Raw genomic sequence first — 17,383 nt, forward strand, 5'->3', positions numbered from 1 at the left:
AGTACAGTATAGTTCAGAAGAAACCTAAATAGTTTGGAGGTGTCTATATGGGAGCCATAATGGAATTTATTAATTGGCTGGATGGCATGGTTTGGGGTCCTCCCATAATGATTTTGCTTGTTGGTACAGGGCTCTTCCTCACTATAGTCCTAAAGGGAATTCAGTTTCGCAGACTTGGATGGTCAATTAGATTTACCCTCTTTGAGGGGAGAAAAAAGCAAGGTGAAGGTGACATTACACCATTCCAAGCATTAATGGCAACTATAGCTGGAACAGTAGGTATTGGAAACATAGCCGGTGTCGCAACTGCAATTCACCTTGGTGGTCCTGGAGCACTGTTCTGGATGTGGGTTACAGCATTGGTCGGTATGGCAACCAGATACTCAGAGGGTCTCTTGGGTGTTGCATTCAGAAGCAAGCTGCCAGATGGGACAATGATAGGTGGAACTTTCAACTTCCTTGAGAGAGGTCTTGCAGAAGAAAAAATATCACCAACAGCAAGATATCTTGCCGCAGGATTTACATTGCTATTTGCGATCTTCATTGGCTACGAAGCTCTTAGACTAGGTGGAGGTCTCAAGATTTTAGCAATAATAATTGCACTGCTCTTTGCACTGTTGGCACTAGCCCTCTTGAATGAAAACTCACTTCCAAAGCTTGGAAAGACCCTTGCAATATTATTTGCACTATTTGCTGCAATCTCAGCATTTGGTATTGGTAACATGACACAGGCAAACTCACTGGCATTGGGAATGAAGGTTGCATTTAACGTTCCAGAATGGGCAAGTGGAGCATTCTTCGCGTTCCTGACGTTCATAGTTATCGTTGGTGGAATTAAGAGAATTGGTGAGGTTGCAGAGGCTTTAGTTCCATTTATGGCAATAATCTACTTCCTCTTCGCAATTGGAGTCTGGATTAAGTTTGCGGGACAATTGCCAAGTGCAATTGCTCTAATCTTCAAGGACGCATTCACTGGAAGCGCAGTGGCTGGTGGTGCAGTTGGTACAACCATAAGGTGGGGTGTGGCAAGAGGTCTGTTCTCCAACGAGGCTGGACTTGGTACGGCAACACTTGCCCACGCAGCTGCAAGAACAGATCACCCATCAAGACAGGCTCACGTTGCCATGCTTGGACCGTTCATTGACACGCTCATTATCTGTTCACTTACCGGAATTTCAATCGTAGCAACAGGTGCTTGGCAAACGGACAAGACAAGTACAGCATTGACACAGGAAGCATTTGCAAGAGCCTTTGGACACATCGGTGAGATAATGGTTGTTATCGGTGTCATACTCTTCGCATATTCAACAGTCTTAGCATGGTCATTCTACGGAAGGCAGAACATCATGTATCTAGCTAAGTGGATTGAAGGCGATCCAGAGAAGTTCGCAAAGCTTTATCCAAAACTTCACCTAGTATACAACCTGCTCTTCGTTGTGTTCATATACATCGGTGCAACAACAGTCCTAGAAAACGTCTGGACATTCTCGGATATGATGAACGGTCTGATGGCAATACCAAACTTAATCGGTCTAATACTGCTTTACACAGTCATTAAGAGGTATACCGACGAGTTCGTCACAGCGAATCCATGAACTTAGTTTTCCATTTTTCTTCTTTTTGATTTTTAGTTTTAACCCAGAAAAGCTTGGATTGGAAATACAAATTTGAGGTGATTTTATGACTTTTAATGAATTTCCAAAGATAGTTGTTAAACCTCCGGGACCAAAGGCAAAAGAGCTGATTGAGAGGGAAAAGAAGGTTATCTCTTCTGGCCTCGGTGTTAAACTTTTTCCCGTTGTACCAGAGAGAGGACATGGAGCATTAATAGAGGATGTTGATGGGAATGTTTTCATTGACTTCTTAGCTGGAGCCGCTGCAGCTTCAACAGGCTATGCTCATCCCAAGCTTGTAAATGAAGTTCAAGAGCAGGTAGCAAAGATTCAGCACTCCATGATAGGCTATACTTACAGCAAAAGAGCTATTGAAGTTGCCGAAATTTTAGCAGAAAAAGCTCCAATTGAAAATCCAAAGATACTCTTTGGCCTGAGCGGGAGTGACGCAATGGATTTGACTATGAAGGTTGCCCGCTTTGCCACAAGGAAGCCATGGTTCATAGCATTCATTGGAGCTTATCATGGGCAAACTTATGGAGCCACATCAATAGCCGCATTCCAGAGCTCCCAGAAGAGGGGATTCTCACCTCTAGTACCTAATGTCGTGTGGATTCCATATCCCAATCCATATCGTAACATTTGGGGAATTAATGGGTATGAAGAGCCCGATGAACTAATAAACCACTTTTTGGATTATCTTGAGAACTACGTTTTAGCCCATGTAGTTCCTCCAGATGAAGTTGCTGTTCTAATAGCGGAGCCAATTCAAGGCGATGCCGGGATAGTTGTTCCACCGGAGAACTTTTTCAAAGAGCTGAAGAAAGTTTTAGATGAACACGGCATTCTCTTGGCGATGGATGAAGTTCAAACGGGCATCGGAAGGACTGGAAAATGGTTTGCAACAGAGTGGTTTAAGATAAAGCCTGACTTCATTTCCTTTGGAAAGGGAGTTGCCAGTGGAATGGGGCTGAGCGGAGTTATAGGGAAGGCTGAGCTAATGGATATGACAAGCGGTTCTGCTTTGCTCACACCAGCAGCAAATCCAGTGATTTCAGCGGCAGCCTATGCTACGTTGAAAATAATTGAGGAAGAAAAGGTTATTGAGAACGCTCAAAAGGTTGGAGCATTCATAATGAAACGCTTAAAAGAGATGCAGGAAAAGTATGATGTTATTGGCGACGTTAGAGGAAAAGGACTGATGATTGGCGTTGAAATCGTTAAGCCAGATGACAAACCAGACCCGGAGCTAACTGGGAAGATATGCTGGAGAGCCTTTGAACTCGGCTTAATTCTGCCGAGCTATGGAATGTTTGGAAATGTCATCAGAATTACACCTCCACTAGTTATAACCGAAGGAGTAGCAGAGAAAGGATTAGAGATTATGGAGCAAGCTTTGAAAGATGCATTGGCCGGAAAAGTTACTCACAAAGTTGTTACTTGGCACTGAAGCGATTTCTTTTTAAGCTTTCTTCCTTCTATTTTTAAGGTGAAACCATGAGAAAGACTGCATTGTTGCTGATTTTTATCATCTTTTCAGCTGGGTGTTTGGGAGGACAAAAATATACAAGCACAACGGTTACAGAGACTGTTAAAGAAACCGTGACCGAAACTACAACCAAAACTGTAAGAGAAACAACAACTGAGACAGAGACAAAAACTATGACCGAGACCTTCACACCTATTGAAAAACTCAAACAGCTTAATTCTACTATAAAAGAGTTGAATCAAACTGTTGTTCGGTTGAATCAAAGCTTAACTTCTTGCCTCTCAATATTAAGCTCCCAAAACGAGACAATAATAGAGCAGAAGGAAAAGATAAACCAGCTTGAAAGTGCTTATTTATCCTGTTTGCTTCAGAAAAGCACACAACAAAACTCTGAGTTTAGAGTGCTTTTTGGCAGAGAATATTATTACGAGGTCTTGAAGACAATAGAGGAAGCAAACGAAAGCATATACATAGCTATGTTCCTCATGAAATACGATGCAGGCGACTCCTTTGACTGGGCTAATGACTTAAGTAGGGCATTGGTTAGGGCAAAGAAGAGAGGACTTAACATTTATGTTGTTTTAGAAAATTCCGTTGAGATTAATCAAGCTGCTTACAGCTATTTAAGAACTAATGGCATTAAAGTTCGCTTTGATTCTCCAGACAGAACTCTTCACGCAAAGATTGTCGTCATTGATGGAAAAGTTGCATTCATTGGAAGCCATAACTGGAGCGAGAGCGGTCTTTACTGGAATAATGAAGTCAGCGTTGAGATCAAATCCAAAGAAGTTGCTCAAGAAGTGATAAGCTACATAATGAGCATCCAATAAACCTTTAAACTTTTCATTTAAACTTTTATTCAGGTGAAAAGCATGGGGCTTAAAGAATTCTTTGCAGAATGGAAGAGAAGATGTCCATTCATAAGAGCAATTGAAAAATGGCGCTTTGAAAGGAAGAAAAACAAGTTTGAAATTAAAAGGAAGAACACTTGAAGTCACGAGTTTTGGGAATACGCTATAGCAAACTTAATACCCACGAACAAGGGAGTTATTAGGAAAAGAGCGGCATTTTTAAGCTGAGCATTCAGGAGGTAGTAAAATTCAATTCCAAGAGACAGTAAAAGCAACAGCAAAAACATTCCGTAAATTTCTGCCTTCTTAACGTCGTAGAGATGCAGACCAAAGATGAGAAAAGCTGAAAAGAGAATTGGATTAACTGGAGTTGGCGGATAAAATCCGGGATACAGTAGAGTTGCCATTATCCCTACTGCTCCAGTAAAGATATAGAGGAAGGCAAAAATTTTCCTGTTCATGTTAATCCCGTCAGCTAGTCAGTCCTCTCATCACCTGTCAGCAACGGGTTTAATCATCACCCAAGCATTTCCTTAACTTCCTCAACTATCTTTTCAATTGCAACGCTCTTCTGTTCTCCAGTTGCCATATCCCTAATCGTGACTTTTCCTTCAGCCAAATCCCTCTTTCCAAGTATTATAACAACGGGTATTTCAAGCTTATCAGCATACTCCAAAGCTTTCCTCAGCTTTCTGCCCTGCAGATCATACTCCGCTTTTATTCCAGCTTTCCTAAGGGCTTGGGTTATCTCTATCGCCTTAGCCCTGACTTCAAACTCCTTTCCAATATAAATCACAAAGACATCTGGGCTTAACCTAAAGCTGGGCAAAAGACCTTTGCTTTCTAAGATTGGGATCAACCTTTCAATTCCAATAGCGAATCCTGTGGCTGGTGTTGGTTTTCCACCGAAGACCTCTATTAAGTTGTCATACCTCCCACCGCCCCCGATGGAACCTATTCCCAGCTCGTTAGGAGCTATCGCTTCAAATACAATGCTCGTGTAATAGTCAAAGCCTCTTGCGATTCCAAAGTCAATTAAAGCGTAATCATAAACACCATAAGCCTTTAGGAGTTCAAATAACTCCTCAATCTTTTTAAGCTCTTCTTTAGCCTTATCACTCTTGAAAAGCTCATAAGCCTTTGGCAAAATCTCGTCAGGCTTTCCTTTAAGCTCAATCAAAAAGAGAACTTTGTCAATAGCATCATCGCTCAGTCCAAAGTCCTTGAGTGAAGCAATAAAATCTTCTCTGCTCATCTTGTCTTTCTTATCAATCAAGCGCATTAAGCCAATATCATCTTCAACGCCTAACATTTTAGCAAACTCATCTAAAAGAACTCTATCACCTATATTAACGGTGAACTCCTTAAGATCTGTTGCAAGATAGCTCTCAATCATTAGGGCTATTACCTCGGCATCAGCCTCGATGTTCGCTGAACCTATCAGCTCAACGCCAGCCTGCCAGAACTCCCTCAAGCGGCCGCTTTGAGGTTCTTCATAGCGAAACATGTTAGTTATGTAGTACCACTTCACAGGCTTTGGAGCATTCTGGAATTTATTAACAAATAAGCGAGCTACGCTTGAGGTCAGATCAGGTCTCAAAGAGATGTCTCTTCCACCTTTGTCCTTAAATGCATAGAGCTGCTTCACAACTTCCTCTCCGCTCCTAAGCTGAAAGAGTTTGGTGTACTCAAAGGTTGGGGTGAGGATTTCTTTAAAGCCATAAACCTCAAAGACCTCTCTTATTCTCTCAAACACCCATCTCCTTTTAGCCATGTCCTCTGGAAGCAAATCTCTCGTTCCTTTTACCCTCTCAATTCTCTCCTTTACCATTTTATCACCTTCCTGCCATTAAGAATGCAAAAAACCTTAAAAGTTATTTGCTTCAGGCAGTTGAGCTTTGAAGCAGTCTGAGGAAAATCCCACCAACGCCTTCAACCATCATTTGTGCACCAATTGCCATCGTAAAGAGACCTATTATCCTAATGAAAACACCCAAGGTCGTTTTATTGATGTTCTGAATCATGTAGAGCGTTACAAACATCAGCAGAGCAGTTAGCAAAATCGCTATTGAGATAGCCGAGGCAGAGATCTTTATCCCATACTCAGCTGTCAGGGTAATTGCAGTTGTTATTGCAGCAGGTCCTGCTATAAGAGGAGTTGCAACCGGAACGGCAGCCAAGGCTAAGATGTTCTTCTCCTTCTTGAGCGTTACCATACCACCGCCTTCCAGTGCCTCAAGACCTATTTTAAACAGAACAAATCCTCCAGCAATCTTCAAGGCATTCAAATCAATGTGAAAAATATCCTGCAGAATTATTTTACCAGCTACGGCAAAGATTATGAGCAGGATAAAACCGATTAAGTTTGCTCTAATGATGAGCTGCTTTATGTCTTCTATATGAAAGTCCTCCCTAAGTAAGCTAACCAAGAGTATCTTATCGCTCGGATCAATCATGATTAGCATCAGCAGTGAAGCGCTAAGGATTTCTCCAATCATTGGCATCAACCTTTTGAACGATGGACAGCTTATAAAGTTATGCGATGATGACACCGGCACTGGATGATTGGTGATTAGCGCTCGGTTGGCTGAGCCCTCTCAAAACGGTATATGTCAACCTTTATCCTCTCCAACCTCTTTCGATGAAAGAAGAACTGAGCCGGAATTTCAAAGTCAACTGTTAGTCGGTGTGTTATTATAAAGCCATTATCCCTCACAAAAGCCTCAATGAATTTCCTAACTTCAGGCTTTGCCAGATGTATTGAGTAAATAACTTTACTTATCTCAAAAGCCTTGAGGAGAAAAGGTCTGTCTGCTTTTGGATTTTGAGAGCCAAATGGTGGATTCATAATGACAGTATTAACCCGCTTATCAAAAAAGCTCACATCGGACAAAATTAGCTCAACACAGGTTTCTACACCCAAAGCCTTTACATTTTCTTCTGCTATTCTCAAAGCATTCTCATCTATCTCAACAGCATAGACCTTTTCTGCACCTAGGAGACAAGCCCCTATACTTAAAACTCCAGTGCCAGCGCCTAAATCAGCTATAACTTTGTCTTCAACGTCGTCCAAAGAATAAGCTAACCATAAAAGCTCAGCTGCAACATTTCCAGGTGTTCTATACTGCTCCAGCTCTGATTTAGGATTTTCAAACCCCCTGAGTTTTGATAGAATCATTGCGAGATGTTTCTTCTTCATGATTAACCCCTCATGTAGCGAAGTAACTCCTCAAAGCGCATCTCAAACCTGAAGCCCGGAATATTATACATTGTGCCAATTGTCGTTAAGATAAACATCACAACAACAAGGGCTATTATAAAGCCAAACTCCGCTGTTAAAGCTGATACTATCGCTTCCCTTGAGTTTAAACCTGTGATAATCAGCATAATGAAAAGGAAGAAAAAGCCGAGGAAGATATCAATGTAAAGAGAAATAAAAACACCAAATATTGAAATGGTTAGGAGCAGAAGCTTTCTTGGCTTCTCGTACGTAAAAACCTCTATAGCAGTCTTCAAGAAGCTGTAGTAAATGAAAATTAGCAAAACGTGAAGGGTTGAGTCCAATATAAGTCTAAGCATCTTTTCACCTCTTTGGAAGCTTTAAGCTTATTCCCAAAGGCTCATCCTTCCCTCTTTTCCCTCCAAGAATTTCATCAAACTCATACCCTTCTCTCAAGCCGAGCAACAGTTTGACCTCTGGAGGAGTTAGCACAGGCTTTCTCCACCTCTCTGCATCGTCTATTGGAACCCTCGGACAGGCAACAACAACGTAAGCATCAAAATCAAAGCCATCCAAAGCTTCTGGACTTATGTAGTTCATTGCTATCAGCTGGGCTTCTCTCCCATGCTCTTTCAAAAGTTTCATTATTCTCTTAGCTTCCCCCAAGCGCAGTTGTCCCTTCTTTGTGCTTATTATTATGCCAAATTTCTTAGCATCATAAGCCCTAGCAATCATCCCCCACCTTTTTCTCACAATCTTTTCTACTTCCTTGTCCATCCAAGCGAAGTCTCCACTGTAAGGGTTGATAGCTAAAGTTGGCTTTTTTGTGGCTAAAGCAACGCCAATTGGGTGAAAATAGCCAGCGCCAATGAATAAAATCCCATCAACCTCTTCTCCAACCTTTGCCGTTGTAAAGTTGCACCCCAAAACCTGTCCAGAGAATGAAACTCTGTTATCTCCTTCACCAATAAAAACTTGAAAGCCCTTCTCTTCTAAAAATGCTTTTGCTCTTTCCAAATCCCTTATGTGCTGAACTGTGGTTACAAGAGCAATTTTCTTGCCAAGCTTTTTGATTTCATCGAGGTTTTTCTCAAGGACTTTCACAACATCAACTTTGGCAAAAGCTGGTACAAATATAGTTGGGACTTCCAGGTTAAGCTGCATGTAAGAATGACCTAAGTGAATCAGAACATCACAGCCGAGCATCTTAGCTTCTTTATCTGCTAAATCGCAAGCTCCATAATTTATATCACCACTTATTATTACTTCAATCCCATTTTTCTCTAAAAATTCGGCCAAAGCCTGTGCTTCTCTCTTTAACCCCTCTGGAGTTTGAATAAGGACTTTTTTAGCAATTAGTTCTCTAAGATTCTGTAGTATTTCCTCAAAGGGTATCTCGTGCATTCCATCACCGGAGTATAGTTTGGGGGATTCCTTTATATCTGCATCGGATGTTTGCAAAATAGTTCAACAGTTTGACATCTTAACATGATATTGTGGCAAATCACAAAAATTATTAATGTGCTTTAATGTATATTTATAGACACTAACTTTCCTGGGGGTGCCATAATGAGGAAAAGTGCTATAATATTAGCCATGCTTATGGTATTTACTATGATAGGAAGTCCAGTTTCAGCATCAAGTCTTGGAAGCGGTACCTATTACCACCCATACCCAACCGGAGTAATCCCCGGCGACATTGTCATTGGTCACAATCCAACCAGTGATCTAATTATTCCAGGATACTGGACACACACTGGAATGATAGCGTACTATGACTACTCGCTTGGAGAGTGGATAGTAGTCGAAGCAACGTTTGACGGGGTTGTACTTCATACTCTATCAGAATTCCTAGCTAGATACGACACAGTTGCAGTCCTTAGAGTAAACACAAACGATTATGTAAGGCAGAACGCTGTCCAGTTTGCTCTTGCTCAGCTTGGAAAGCCATATGACTATGCATGGTACACAAAACAAGTTTATGGAGATTCTTACTACTGTTCAGAGCTTGTATGGGCATCATATATCGCAGCTGGTGGTCCAGACATTGACGCTAATCCAGGATGGAGCTGGACATACGCATACGGAGTTGCTCCACAGGAAGTTTATGACGACAGTGATACCTATGTAATTTACTACCACTCTGCCTGATCTCTTTCTTATTTTCCTGCCTCGTATGCACCAAAATATTTATAACAAACTTTTCTCTATTATACATCGAAGTCCGAGGTATTGGTGATGGAAAAATGAGAAAGGTTGTGTTAGTTTTTATCGTAACAATGCTCGCTCTCAATGTCCTTGCTCAACAACCCTATGATGAGATCGCAAAAGCAGTTTTTGAAAGCCTAAAAACTGGAAGCTACTCAATTCTCGAGCCATATTTGGACGAAAGGATGAAAGAGGCCTTTAATGAAAAAGCCTTCAATGCTTTAAGAGAGCAGATGATTTCAAAATATGGCAATCTCGAAAGCTTTGAATTTGTTGAAGAAGGAAAAACAGAAAAATTCATTCTAAGGCATTATCGTTTTGAATTCGAAAAAGCTGATGTTACACTAAAGCTTGTTTTTAGAGAAGCCAATGGTGAATACAAGCTTTCTGGACTCTGGATTCAGAAAGTTATCTGGAAGGAAAAAGGGATTACCCTTCCACTGGCAGTCGGTTTACCTATTTTGGGTGGAATTTTAGCTCTGTTAACATTCTACACTGCTGGATTCAAAAAAATCAAAGGAGCAGAATTAATTTTAGGCGTCTTTTTGGTTGCAATAACACTTTTCATTCAGCCAATAATTCAGCAAGCTCCATTCTTGGCTCTGGGAATTAAATCAAATGATGATGTAGTCGCCAAGGGATTCAGTTTCATCGTTATCACAGCGATTTGGCTTGGATTTGTTGCCGGATTCTTCCAAGAGGGATTGAAGTATGCCTTTGTGAGAAACAAGACACTTAAAGAAGCACTCTTTGTTGGAATCGGATTTGGACTTGGTGAAGCAGTTTTAATGCCGTTGCTTCAAGTAGTCCAAAGCTTTATTCTAGGAGGTTTACCTCCAATCCAGCTAAGGCAGGCACTGCTAGGATTATTTGAAAGATACATAGCAACACTTTTCCATGCGGGAACTACTGTAATATTAGCGTACGCTTATAAGAATGGATTTGGAAGGAAAGCGTTAGTTATCCTAAGCGTTGTTCACGGCGTTATTGATGCATTTGCCGCATACTATCAGCTCACGAGCTCCCGGATAAGCTTAATAACAACCTATGGGGTTATCATGGTGACAACATTTGTACTGCTATGGTATTGTATTCCAAAAGCGAAATTAGAGAGGGAGGAAGAAAAGGTTGTTTGGTGATCCGAAAGAGAAAGCCCTAAAAAAGCTGAGAAAGGAGCTTAGGGCTGGCACTTACTCCTTTATCATTCTATCTATCCTTGAGGATAAAGGGGATATGCACGGTTATGCAATCAGGAAGGAGTTTGAAAAATTGAGCGATGGAAAGATTGTGCCAAGTGAGGGGACTCTCTATGACCTACTCAAGAGTTTGGAGAAATACAAGCTAATTGAAGGTTTTTGGGCTGAGGTTGGGGGAAGGGCCAGGAAATATTACCGGATAACTCCCCTTGGAAAGAAGGTTCTTGGAGAGCTTAGAAAGGAGGTAGAATTTGTTAATCGCATTATGAAAAAGCTGATGGGTGATGAATTTGGATGGAATTGAGATAATGAACATGATGTTTGAAATGTTCCTTGCTGTCACGATGTTTATAGCCGGCCTGCTGACTTATCTCTTCAGAAACGAGCCAAACAAAGCAATAGGCTTTCGCTTTGGTTACACTTTTGCATCCAAAGAGGCATGGGTAAAGGTAAACACCTTCGGCGGAAAAGCTTTCATAGCTTTTGGTATTCTGCTTTTCATTCTGAGCCTTAAAATCCATAATATACTCATTTTTACCATAATAGCAGTGGCAGGGATTTTGCTGATAACTGCTGTAGGATATAAGATGGCCAAGGAAATCGTTGAGAAGGAAAGTATCATAGAGCCAGCAATTGGAGAGCCAAAGCCTATTGAAGGAATAGATGTGAAGCCATATCTTCTGATTCAGATAAGTATTTTAGCTCTCAGCCTTGGATTCTTAGCATTCAGCTGGAATAAGCTCCCTGATACAGTTGCAATTCACTTCAACATAGCAGGCGAACCTGACAACTTCGCCCAGAAGACACTCGGAGTCTTTCTGTTTCCTTTGGCAATGTCTCTGCTTCCAATTGCTCTTACCTACTTGGCCAAAGACCCCATGATAATAAGAGTAGCTCCAAAAACAAGCAAAAAAGCACTGAAAGTCTTTGCTGAAATGATGACACTTGTTGAAGTGATGCTGGTGTGGGCAAATGTCTACATAATCCTATACAACGCATACGGCTTTCACTCGAATACATTACTCTCCACAACTATTTTTAGTGGAATCGCACTATTGTTTATTGAAACTTTCAGACTGCTACTTGCTGCTGGAACTCTCGAACAGGAAAAATAAATGAAAGAGGATTAGACAAAATAATACTTAGGCCGTCTGTCCTTGAAAATATCGTTGTAGTCATTTATTTTTTTATTCCTTGCTTCTTCTATGTTTATATCCACAACTCCCACTTCTTCTTTGTCTTCGCTAGCTCTAAGCAAGATCTCAGCCTTTGGCGAATTGATTTGGCTCATTCCAATGAACTTGAGCCCTCTCTCTTCTCCGATCCTGTTAGCTGTAATTGAAAAAACTCTGTTTTCTAAGCTCCTAATCGGCATTGCCCTTGGAGCATAAGGCATCACAAGATTCGCTGGATGAGCAACTATGTCGGCACCTTTTAACGCTAAAGTTCGCATAGCTTCTGGGAAGAACCAGTCAAAGCAAATCATTATACCTACTTTTGCCATTCCTATGTTGAATACATGGAATCCCAAATTTCCTGGCTCAAAGAACAGCTTTTCTCTGTAGAATAGGTGGATCTTGCGGTATTTCCCTATGTATCCCCACCCAATTGGTCCTACGAGAACAGCAGAATTGTAAAGTTTACCTTTTTCATCTTTTTCCGCAGTCCCCGCAACAATAAACATTTCATGCTCTTTTGCCTGCTCAATTAAGAACTGTGTCGTCTCTCCATCAGGTATTTGTTGTGCAATTTCTTCCACTTCTTCCTTACTTTTAAAGTTGTAACCAGTGTCAAAGAGTTCAGGAAGAACAACCAACTGAGCCTCTTGCCTTGCTGCTTCTTTTAGAAGCTTCTCAGCTTTGCTTAAATTAGCGTTTAGATCTAAAAGTTTAGGTTCCATTTGAATAAACCCTACTTTCATAGCTAATCACCGGCAAAGAATTAATAAGCATTGAACCTAAATAAGATTGGTGGTGAAAGTGAGAAAAATCGTGATTCTCTTCACATTATTCTTGTTATTCTCTATTCCAGTGAGTGCCCAAAACGAGGGCAAAATTTTTGTATGGCTTAAAATTGGAGAAAGCGCTACTATTGGTACTTATACCATAAAAGTTGTTGATATTGACAAAGATTTTACAAGAGTTCTGATTCAAGTATATAGATATGGTATGCTTTACAGAATGGGAACAATTTCTCTCAATGAAGGGCTGATGGTTGATGATATCCAAATCTATTTGCAAGACTCGTTTAAGTCTGAGATTTATCCAGCAGTTCTTCTTGAGATTGATGTTCCATATTTCAAAGCTGGAGAAACTCTAGTTCTCAAGAACAAGCAGATTGAAGTTATTAAAGCTAATGAAAGTTATGCAGAGCTTAATTTAGGATACACGAATGTAACTCTTTCCAAAGAGAGAACATACTACAGGGACAAAAACTTTGAAATAAAGCTGAATCCCCTCGATTATCTGTTCAGAGAGTACATATACAAAGACCAAAGCGGAGATATTATATACAAAGGTATTAGCAATGGAAAAGCTCTTCTAGTCGTTAAGAACGAAACATACGAGCTTTCTAAAGGCGAAAAAATATATGTAGATGACGTAACGTTATTAACTTTGCTTGAATTTGATGAAAATCGTGCATTAGTTCGTTTGGATTTAGTAAATGCAACGTATTTAACAATTAAGGAACTGCCCTATTTTGAAGGATTTATTGCTGAACATGAGAAGGTCAGACTCTCAAAGCTCTATGAACTTGAAGTTTCAGACTTCATTGATGAGAACCAAGTTGAAGTAACTCTTTACAAAGCGGGAAACATAGTTGAGAAAAAAGTTTTAAGCTCTGATAATCCCTATATGGTATACTACCCATTAGCAATAAAGTTCAAATACGGATTTGAAGGTGTTGAAAATAATCTTGCATATTTTGTTGTATTTGCAGACGAAGAAGCTTTGAAAAAAGAAGAAGCAAACCTTACAATCCCGATATTAGACATCAAAGTCAATCTTCCAGAGGAAGTTCATCTTGGAGAGAATGTACCGCTCAACTTAGCTGTAAAGAATGTCGGAGATGCTCCTGCTAAAAACCTGGAGATATTGATATTCACAGATGATATGAAACATAAGAAGTTTGAGCCCCTATTTTCTCCAAACGCCACTATTACTGACAACTCCACGATCACAATTGAAAAGAAAAACCAGACTATAACAATTGAAGTTCTCTACGACTATAATGGAGAAGCATACCGCAGGATTATTAGGCACAGATTTAAGGTCTTAGAACCCGAGATTACTTTTTCTGCAAAACTTAATACTCCAGATAACGCAACGTTGGGAGTTCCATTTAACATCACGATAGCCTATAAAGCGAATACAAGTTATCCAGGCTCTTTCATTTTGACAATAACGGGAGAAGGAGTTACTTATTTATCATCTCCGACAATGATAACAGAGAGTCCCTCAGAAGGGACTTTTACAGTAGAAATAGTTCCAGTAAAAACTGGAAACCTAACATTGAAGCTTGAGAGCTCATTTCCAAAGAAACAGCTCCTCGATACTGCTATGATTTCCGTTTACCAATCTAAAAAAGTTCAGATAGTCGAAAAAATTGTTGAAAAATACATAAACTGTGAAAACATAACTCAGAACATCACAACACCAGTTACACCCACAATCCAGTGTCCAAATGAGACAAAGATCGTTTATGCACCAGTAGAAAAAATAGTTGAAAAGGAAGTGCTTCCAATTGATAAAGCAAGCCTAATAGCGATAATCTCACTCCTTTTGGGCATTGTTATTGGCTCATTGCTTTTAGGGGAAAAGCTTAAAAATATACTTGAGAGAGCTTAGAGCGGAGCGATCATAGGAGGGATCATCATGAAGAGGAGACCAAGGAAGTGGAAAAAGAAGGGCAGGATGAGGTGGAAGTGGATCAAGAAGAGGATTAGGAGACTCAAGAGGCAGAGAAAGAAGGAAAGAGGATTAATCTGATACCTTCAGTTCTTTTCTATCCCTTTCATTATCTGGAGGTTCTCCAACTTGGATGTTGAAAGAATCTTTGAGAATCTTTCTATTGAACTTGAAACATCAAGAGGAAAAGTTTTGATGTTTGCTGACCCACACATAGCTTTTGAACTTTCAAGGGGATTAAGGATAAGAACAAAATTTGAAAAAAAGCTTGCTGAGTTTGTAAAGCTCAAAAATCCTGATGTTGTAATAATTTTAGGCGACGTCAAAGAACCTCTTGGAATCAATACCTTTACAAGAAAGCTTCTCATAGAGTTCTTCTCTGAGCTTAGAGACTTTGAGATAATAATAACAAGAGGAAATCATGATGGAAAAATTGAAGAAGCTTTGAGGAATTTTGAAAACGTTAAAGTAGTTGGATATCACGTAATAGATAATCTCCTTTTCCTTCACGGCCATCAAAATCTCCCAGATATAAAATTTGAAAAAGCTTTTCTCGGACACATTCATCCAGCAATTACAATAAAATTTGGGAGTATTGCAAAAAAAGTAAAATGTTTTTTGAGAATCGAAAATTTCCTAATTCTCCCTACGATAAACCCCCACATAGAGGGATTTAACGTAAAAGAAGGAATTAGGATGATCCCATTCTTGAAAAATAGTAAAGAAGGAAATGTATATTTACCGGATGGAACCTACATTGGTAGAATAAATTTCATTTAGAACCGCAATCTTTATGAAGTTTGGATATGAAGATAAATTTGCAGAGGTGTGAGAAAATGAGTGAAATACATGAAAAGCTTGAAAGCTTGTTAAGGTCATTGGGTGTTAAAAAAACTGAAATCAGAATTTATCGATTACTTCTGGAGAAAAAAGTCCCCATGAGAATTACAGAGATTCAAAGAGAGTTAGGCATAAGCGAGAGAAGTGTGAGAGAACATGTACTGAACTTATACAGAAAAGGACTCCTGAAGAGAGAGCTAATCCAGAAAGGATGGCTTGGTTACGTTTACACTGCAACATCACCAACAGAACTCCTTGAAAAGCTGAAAGAGAACATTGTTAAAAAAATAAACGAGCTAGAAAAAGAATTGAAAGAGAAGGAGAAGGAAATCTAATAACTAACGAATCCCACCTTTTTCAAAATTTTGAAAGCTTCATTGAGCTTTTCTTTGTCAATTTTTCCAAATTCCTCTTCTAGAGCTTTAAACGCCTCTTCCTCTGGTAAGATTTCTCCCAACATTAGAAGCTCATGCAGATGGATTGAGAACTTTTTGTTTTCCATAAACTTCTCAAGCTCTTCTGCTGCCTTTTCATCAAACTCCCTAATTGTTCTAACTGAGACTAAGCCTTTTTTCTTCCACTTTATCCAAGCCTCAAATTCAAAATCATGACCTATGTCAATTCCCAAGAACTTTCCATCCCTCGCAAGACCTTTCATAACAAGCTTTTCCGCAACCTCAATTTCTCTATCCATGCTAAGTTCTCCAAGGTACTTCATCGCATATCCTCTTGCAAACCTCTGGAACTCCTCTTTCTCAGCTTTCGCTAGCGCTAATGCAGTGGCTAAAACTGCTTTTCCAATTACTTCGAGGGAGTCTTTGCTTATCTTTTCTATGCTGTCCTCGCTTGAGTGATAAAACTTGTCAGGCCAAGTTATTGGCATAACTCCAGGAACTCCAAAGAAGTTGAAGATGTCGTGGTCGCTTCCCATCTGATAAGAGTAGCTTTTAACTTTCAGCTTGGGCATTCCCTCGCCACCAAAGCTCTCACCTTGTGAGTTCGCCAGATTGAGGTAGTACTCCAAAAGCCCACTTACAATTGAGAACCTTGATAGTGGTGTCCTTACAATCATTATGGTTGAAGAGGAGCGATCTTCACTTCCACCAACCATATCGAGGTTTATCACCACATAATAGTTCTCAAGCTCAGCGAACTTTTCAATGAATGCTTGTGTCCCATGATATTCGGGAATCCATAAGAATGCAAAGCCAAATCTGAAATCTTCTATGTATTTTTCTTTCAATACCTTTGCCAGCTCTATGAGCATTGCTGAACCGCTTGCGTTGTCATTTGCCCCTGGCTTTGGATGACAGATGTGAGCTGTGAAGAGAATATACGGTGGCTTTCCAATTTTTGCATAAACCATTGGTAAAATCTGTTTATCCTTGATCTCTGCTTGAACTTTTATTTTAGCTTTTACGCTCTCTCCCTTCTTTAACTTACCAATTATTTTATTCGCAATCCCTTCACTCACAGCAACCGCTGGAATCTTTGCCCACTCTAAATCCTTCTTTGAAAGAAACAATCCCATATAGGGAAAAGCTTTGCCTGTTCCTTTGCGATAGGCTATAAAACCAATGGCACCGTTTTTGTTAGCTCTTTCATAATTTTTCTTCCATTTCTTGTCAATTAAGACTATTTTTCCCTCTGCTTTCTCCCAGTCCTCTTCTCTTTCAATGTAAATTATCTCTCCTTCAGCTTCTCCGCTTGGAGAATGTGCCATTACAACGAGAGGAATTTCCTTAGTTGTAAATTTTTGGTCAAAAATCTCAATTTCACCATAAATTAAGTCCCATGCAATTGGAGATCTCAATGTTAGATGCCAAGTTTCTCCATCATAGACATCTTCCAAAAGCTGAGCGTCAATTCCAGCTTTTTTGAGCTCTCCGAGAATATACTCCGCCGCATCAACAATTTCTTTTGAACCTTGAATTCTGTGGAACTGGGATATATTCATTATATGTCTTAAAATTTCGTCCACATTTATTTTTGCTTCTTTAAGAAACTCCCTCATAATACCACCAAAAGAAATTTGGAAAGAACTATTTAAGTTACTCG

General features: G+C 39.9%; 19 protein-coding genes. 11 read left to right on the forward strand and 8 right to left on the reverse strand.

Annotated elements, in window-relative coordinates; genetic code table 11:
* The first annotated feature begins 47 nt into the window (after positions 1–47).
* The 4 genes from TES1_RS08990 to TES1_RS11195 all read left to right on the forward strand — a co-directional run bounded on the left by TES1_RS08990 (position 48) and on the right by TES1_RS11195 (position 4,094).
* Positions 48–1,595 carry an alanine/glycine:cation symporter family protein gene (locus TES1_RS08990; RefSeq protein WP_042682075.1) on the forward strand — a complete coding sequence of 516 codons (1,548 nt, stop codon included), beginning with the start codon at positions 48–50 and terminating at the stop codon, positions 1,593–1,595.
* Positions 1,596–1,680: 85 nt separating this feature from the next.
* Positions 1,681–3,063: an acetyl ornithine aminotransferase family protein gene (locus tag TES1_RS08995; protein WP_042682077.1), complete on the forward strand. Its 1,383-nt coding sequence runs from the start codon at positions 1,681–1,683 to the stop codon at positions 3,061–3,063.
* Positions 3,064–3,110: 47 nt separating this feature from the next.
* On the forward strand, positions 3,111–3,932 hold the full coding sequence (locus TES1_RS09000; protein WP_051408215.1) for a phospholipase D-like domain-containing protein: 822 nt from the start codon (positions 3,111–3,113) through the stop codon (positions 3,930–3,932).
* Positions 3,933–3,965: 33 nt separating this feature from the next.
* Complete coding sequence (locus tag TES1_RS11195; RefSeq protein WP_265100812.1) at positions 3,966–4,094, forward strand: hypothetical protein; 129 nt, start codon at positions 3,966–3,968, stop codon at positions 4,092–4,094.
* A 2-nt stretch (positions 4,095–4,096) separates the two neighbouring features.
* On the opposite strand, the gene TES1_RS09005 is transcribed toward TES1_RS11195, so the two are convergent.
* The 6 genes from TES1_RS09005 to dph2 form a co-directional block, all read right to left on the reverse strand.
* Entirely contained in the window at positions 4,097–4,414 is a 318-nt protein-coding gene (locus TES1_RS09005) for a hypothetical protein (RefSeq protein WP_042682078.1), read from the reverse strand.
* Between the two features lie 56 nt (positions 4,415–4,470).
* A complete protein-coding gene (gene hisS, locus TES1_RS09010; protein ID WP_042682080.1) occupies positions 4,471–5,784 on the reverse strand; it encodes a histidine--tRNA ligase in 1,314 nt (437 codons plus the stop codon).
* A 52-nt stretch (positions 5,785–5,836) separates the two neighbouring features.
* The gene (locus tag TES1_RS09015; protein ID WP_042682082.1) at positions 5,837–6,451 is read right to left on the reverse strand and encodes a MarC family protein; all 615 of its coding nucleotides are present in this window, start codon (positions 6,449–6,451) and stop codon (positions 5,837–5,839) included.
* Between the two features lie 74 nt (positions 6,452–6,525).
* Positions 6,526–7,152: an METTL5 family protein gene (locus TES1_RS09020; RefSeq protein ID WP_042682083.1), complete on the reverse strand. Its 627-nt coding sequence runs from the start codon at positions 7,150–7,152 to the stop codon at positions 6,526–6,528.
* A gap of 2 nt (positions 7,153–7,154) precedes the next feature.
* Positions 7,155–7,532, reverse strand: coding sequence for a hypothetical protein (locus TES1_RS09025; RefSeq protein WP_042682085.1), 378 nt, complete (start codon positions 7,530–7,532; stop codon positions 7,155–7,157).
* 4 nt (positions 7,533–7,536) lie between these two features.
* Positions 7,537–8,577, reverse strand: coding sequence for a diphthamide biosynthesis enzyme Dph2 (dph2, locus tag TES1_RS09030; protein ID WP_042682087.1), 1,041 nt, complete (start codon positions 8,575–8,577; stop codon positions 7,537–7,539).
* Positions 8,578–8,742: 165 nt separating this feature from the next.
* Between dph2 and TES1_RS09035 the strand changes: the two genes are divergently transcribed.
* From TES1_RS09035 to TES1_RS09050, 4 genes are all read left to right on the forward strand, one after another.
* Complete coding sequence (locus TES1_RS09035; RefSeq protein WP_042682088.1) at positions 8,743–9,324, forward strand: YiiX/YebB-like N1pC/P60 family cysteine hydrolase; 582 nt, start codon at positions 8,743–8,745, stop codon at positions 9,322–9,324.
* 95 nt (positions 9,325–9,419) lie between these two features.
* Positions 9,420–10,520 carry a DUF3887 domain-containing protein gene (locus tag TES1_RS09040; RefSeq protein ID WP_042682090.1) on the forward strand — a complete coding sequence of 367 codons (1,101 nt, stop codon included), beginning with the start codon at positions 9,420–9,422 and terminating at the stop codon, positions 10,518–10,520.
* Entirely contained in the window at positions 10,510–10,881 is a 372-nt protein-coding gene (locus tag TES1_RS09045; RefSeq protein WP_042682092.1) for a PadR family transcriptional regulator, read from the forward strand. The genes TES1_RS09040 and TES1_RS09045 overlap by 11 nt, the downstream gene beginning before the upstream one ends.
* A complete protein-coding gene (locus TES1_RS09050; RefSeq protein ID WP_084340042.1) occupies positions 10,862–11,692 on the forward strand; it encodes an SdpI family protein in 831 nt (276 codons plus the stop codon). Before TES1_RS09045 ends, TES1_RS09050 begins: the two co-directional genes overlap by 20 nt.
* 11 nt (positions 11,693–11,703) lie before the next feature.
* Here the strand turns inward: TES1_RS09050 and TES1_RS09055 are convergent, their stop codons facing one another.
* Complete coding sequence (locus TES1_RS09055; protein ID WP_042682093.1) at positions 11,704–12,498, reverse strand: nitrilase; 795 nt, start codon at positions 12,496–12,498, stop codon at positions 11,704–11,706.
* A gap of 58 nt (positions 12,499–12,556) precedes the next feature.
* Here TES1_RS09055 and TES1_RS09060 point away from each other — a divergent pair, with 58 nt between their 5' ends.
* The 3 genes from TES1_RS09060 (at position 12,557) to TES1_RS09075 (ending at position 15,660) form a co-directional block, all read left to right on the forward strand.
* Complete coding sequence (locus tag TES1_RS09060; RefSeq protein ID WP_042682095.1) at positions 12,557–14,425, forward strand: COG1361 family protein; 1,869 nt, start codon at positions 12,557–12,559, stop codon at positions 14,423–14,425.
* Between the two features lie 189 nt (positions 14,426–14,614).
* The gene (locus TES1_RS09070) at positions 14,615–15,265 is read left to right on the forward strand and encodes a metallophosphoesterase (protein ID WP_042682099.1); all 651 of its coding nucleotides are present in this window, start codon (positions 14,615–14,617) and stop codon (positions 15,263–15,265) included.
* Positions 15,266–15,321: 56 nt separating this feature from the next.
* On the forward strand, positions 15,322–15,660 hold the full coding sequence (locus TES1_RS09075) for a transcriptional regulator (protein WP_042682100.1): 339 nt from the start codon (positions 15,322–15,324) through the stop codon (positions 15,658–15,660).
* Here the strand turns inward: TES1_RS09075 and TES1_RS09080 are convergent.
* Positions 15,657–17,339 carry a DUF4910 domain-containing protein gene (locus TES1_RS09080; protein WP_042682102.1) on the reverse strand — a complete coding sequence of 561 codons (1,683 nt, stop codon included), beginning with the start codon at positions 17,337–17,339 and terminating at the stop codon, positions 15,657–15,659. The genes TES1_RS09075 and TES1_RS09080 overlap by 4 nt on opposite strands.
* Positions 17,340–17,383: the final 44 nt, after the last annotated feature.

This window comes from Thermococcus paralvinellae (assembly GCF_000517445.1).
Taxonomy (GTDB): Archaea; Methanobacteriota_B; Thermococci; order Thermococcales; family Thermococcaceae; genus Thermococcus_B; species Thermococcus_B paralvinellae.

Excerpts from the sequence above, each read along its gene's own strand:
- TES1_RS09050 (WP_084340042.1), top strand. The coding sequence starts at position 10,862 with ATGAATTTGGATGGAATTGAGATAATGAACATGATGTTTGAAATGTTC.
- TES1_RS09000 (WP_051408215.1), top strand. The coding sequence starts at position 3,111 with ATGAGAAAGACTGCATTGTTGCTGATTTTTATCATCTTTTCAGCTGGG.
- TES1_RS09020 (WP_042682083.1), bottom strand. The coding sequence starts at position 7,152 with ATGAAGAAGAAACATCTCGCAATGATTCTATCAAAACTCAGGGGGTTT.
- hisS (WP_042682080.1), bottom strand. The coding sequence starts at position 5,784 with ATGGTAAAGGAGAGAATTGAGAGGGTAAAAGGAACGAGAGATTTGCTT.
- TES1_RS09025 (WP_042682085.1), bottom strand. The coding sequence starts at position 7,532 with ATGCTTAGACTTATATTGGACTCAACCCTTCACGTTTTGCTAATTTTC.
- TES1_RS09075 (WP_042682100.1), top strand. The coding sequence starts at position 15,322 with ATGAGTGAAATACATGAAAAGCTTGAAAGCTTGTTAAGGTCATTGGGT.
- dph2 (WP_042682087.1), bottom strand. The coding sequence starts at position 8,577 with ATGCACGAGATACCCTTTGAGGAAATACTACAGAATCTTAGAGAACTA.
- TES1_RS09080 (WP_042682102.1), bottom strand. The coding sequence starts at position 17,339 with ATGAGGGAGTTTCTTAAAGAAGCAAAAATAAATGTGGACGAAATTTTA.
- TES1_RS09005 (WP_042682078.1), bottom strand. The coding sequence starts at position 4,414 with ATGAACAGGAAAATTTTTGCCTTCCTCTATATCTTTACTGGAGCAGTA.
- TES1_RS09055 (WP_042682093.1), bottom strand. The coding sequence starts at position 12,498 with ATGAAAGTAGGGTTTATTCAAATGGAACCTAAACTTTTAGATCTAAAC.
- TES1_RS09035 (WP_042682088.1), top strand. The coding sequence starts at position 8,743 with ATGAGGAAAAGTGCTATAATATTAGCCATGCTTATGGTATTTACTATG.
- TES1_RS08990 (WP_042682075.1), top strand. The coding sequence starts at position 48 with ATGGGAGCCATAATGGAATTTATTAATTGGCTGGATGGCATGGTTTGG.
- TES1_RS08995 (WP_042682077.1), top strand. The coding sequence starts at position 1,681 with ATGACTTTTAATGAATTTCCAAAGATAGTTGTTAAACCTCCGGGACCA.
- TES1_RS09040 (WP_042682090.1), top strand. The coding sequence starts at position 9,420 with ATGAGAAAGGTTGTGTTAGTTTTTATCGTAACAATGCTCGCTCTCAAT.
- TES1_RS09015 (WP_042682082.1), bottom strand. The coding sequence starts at position 6,451 with ATGATTGGAGAAATCCTTAGCGCTTCACTGCTGATGCTAATCATGATT.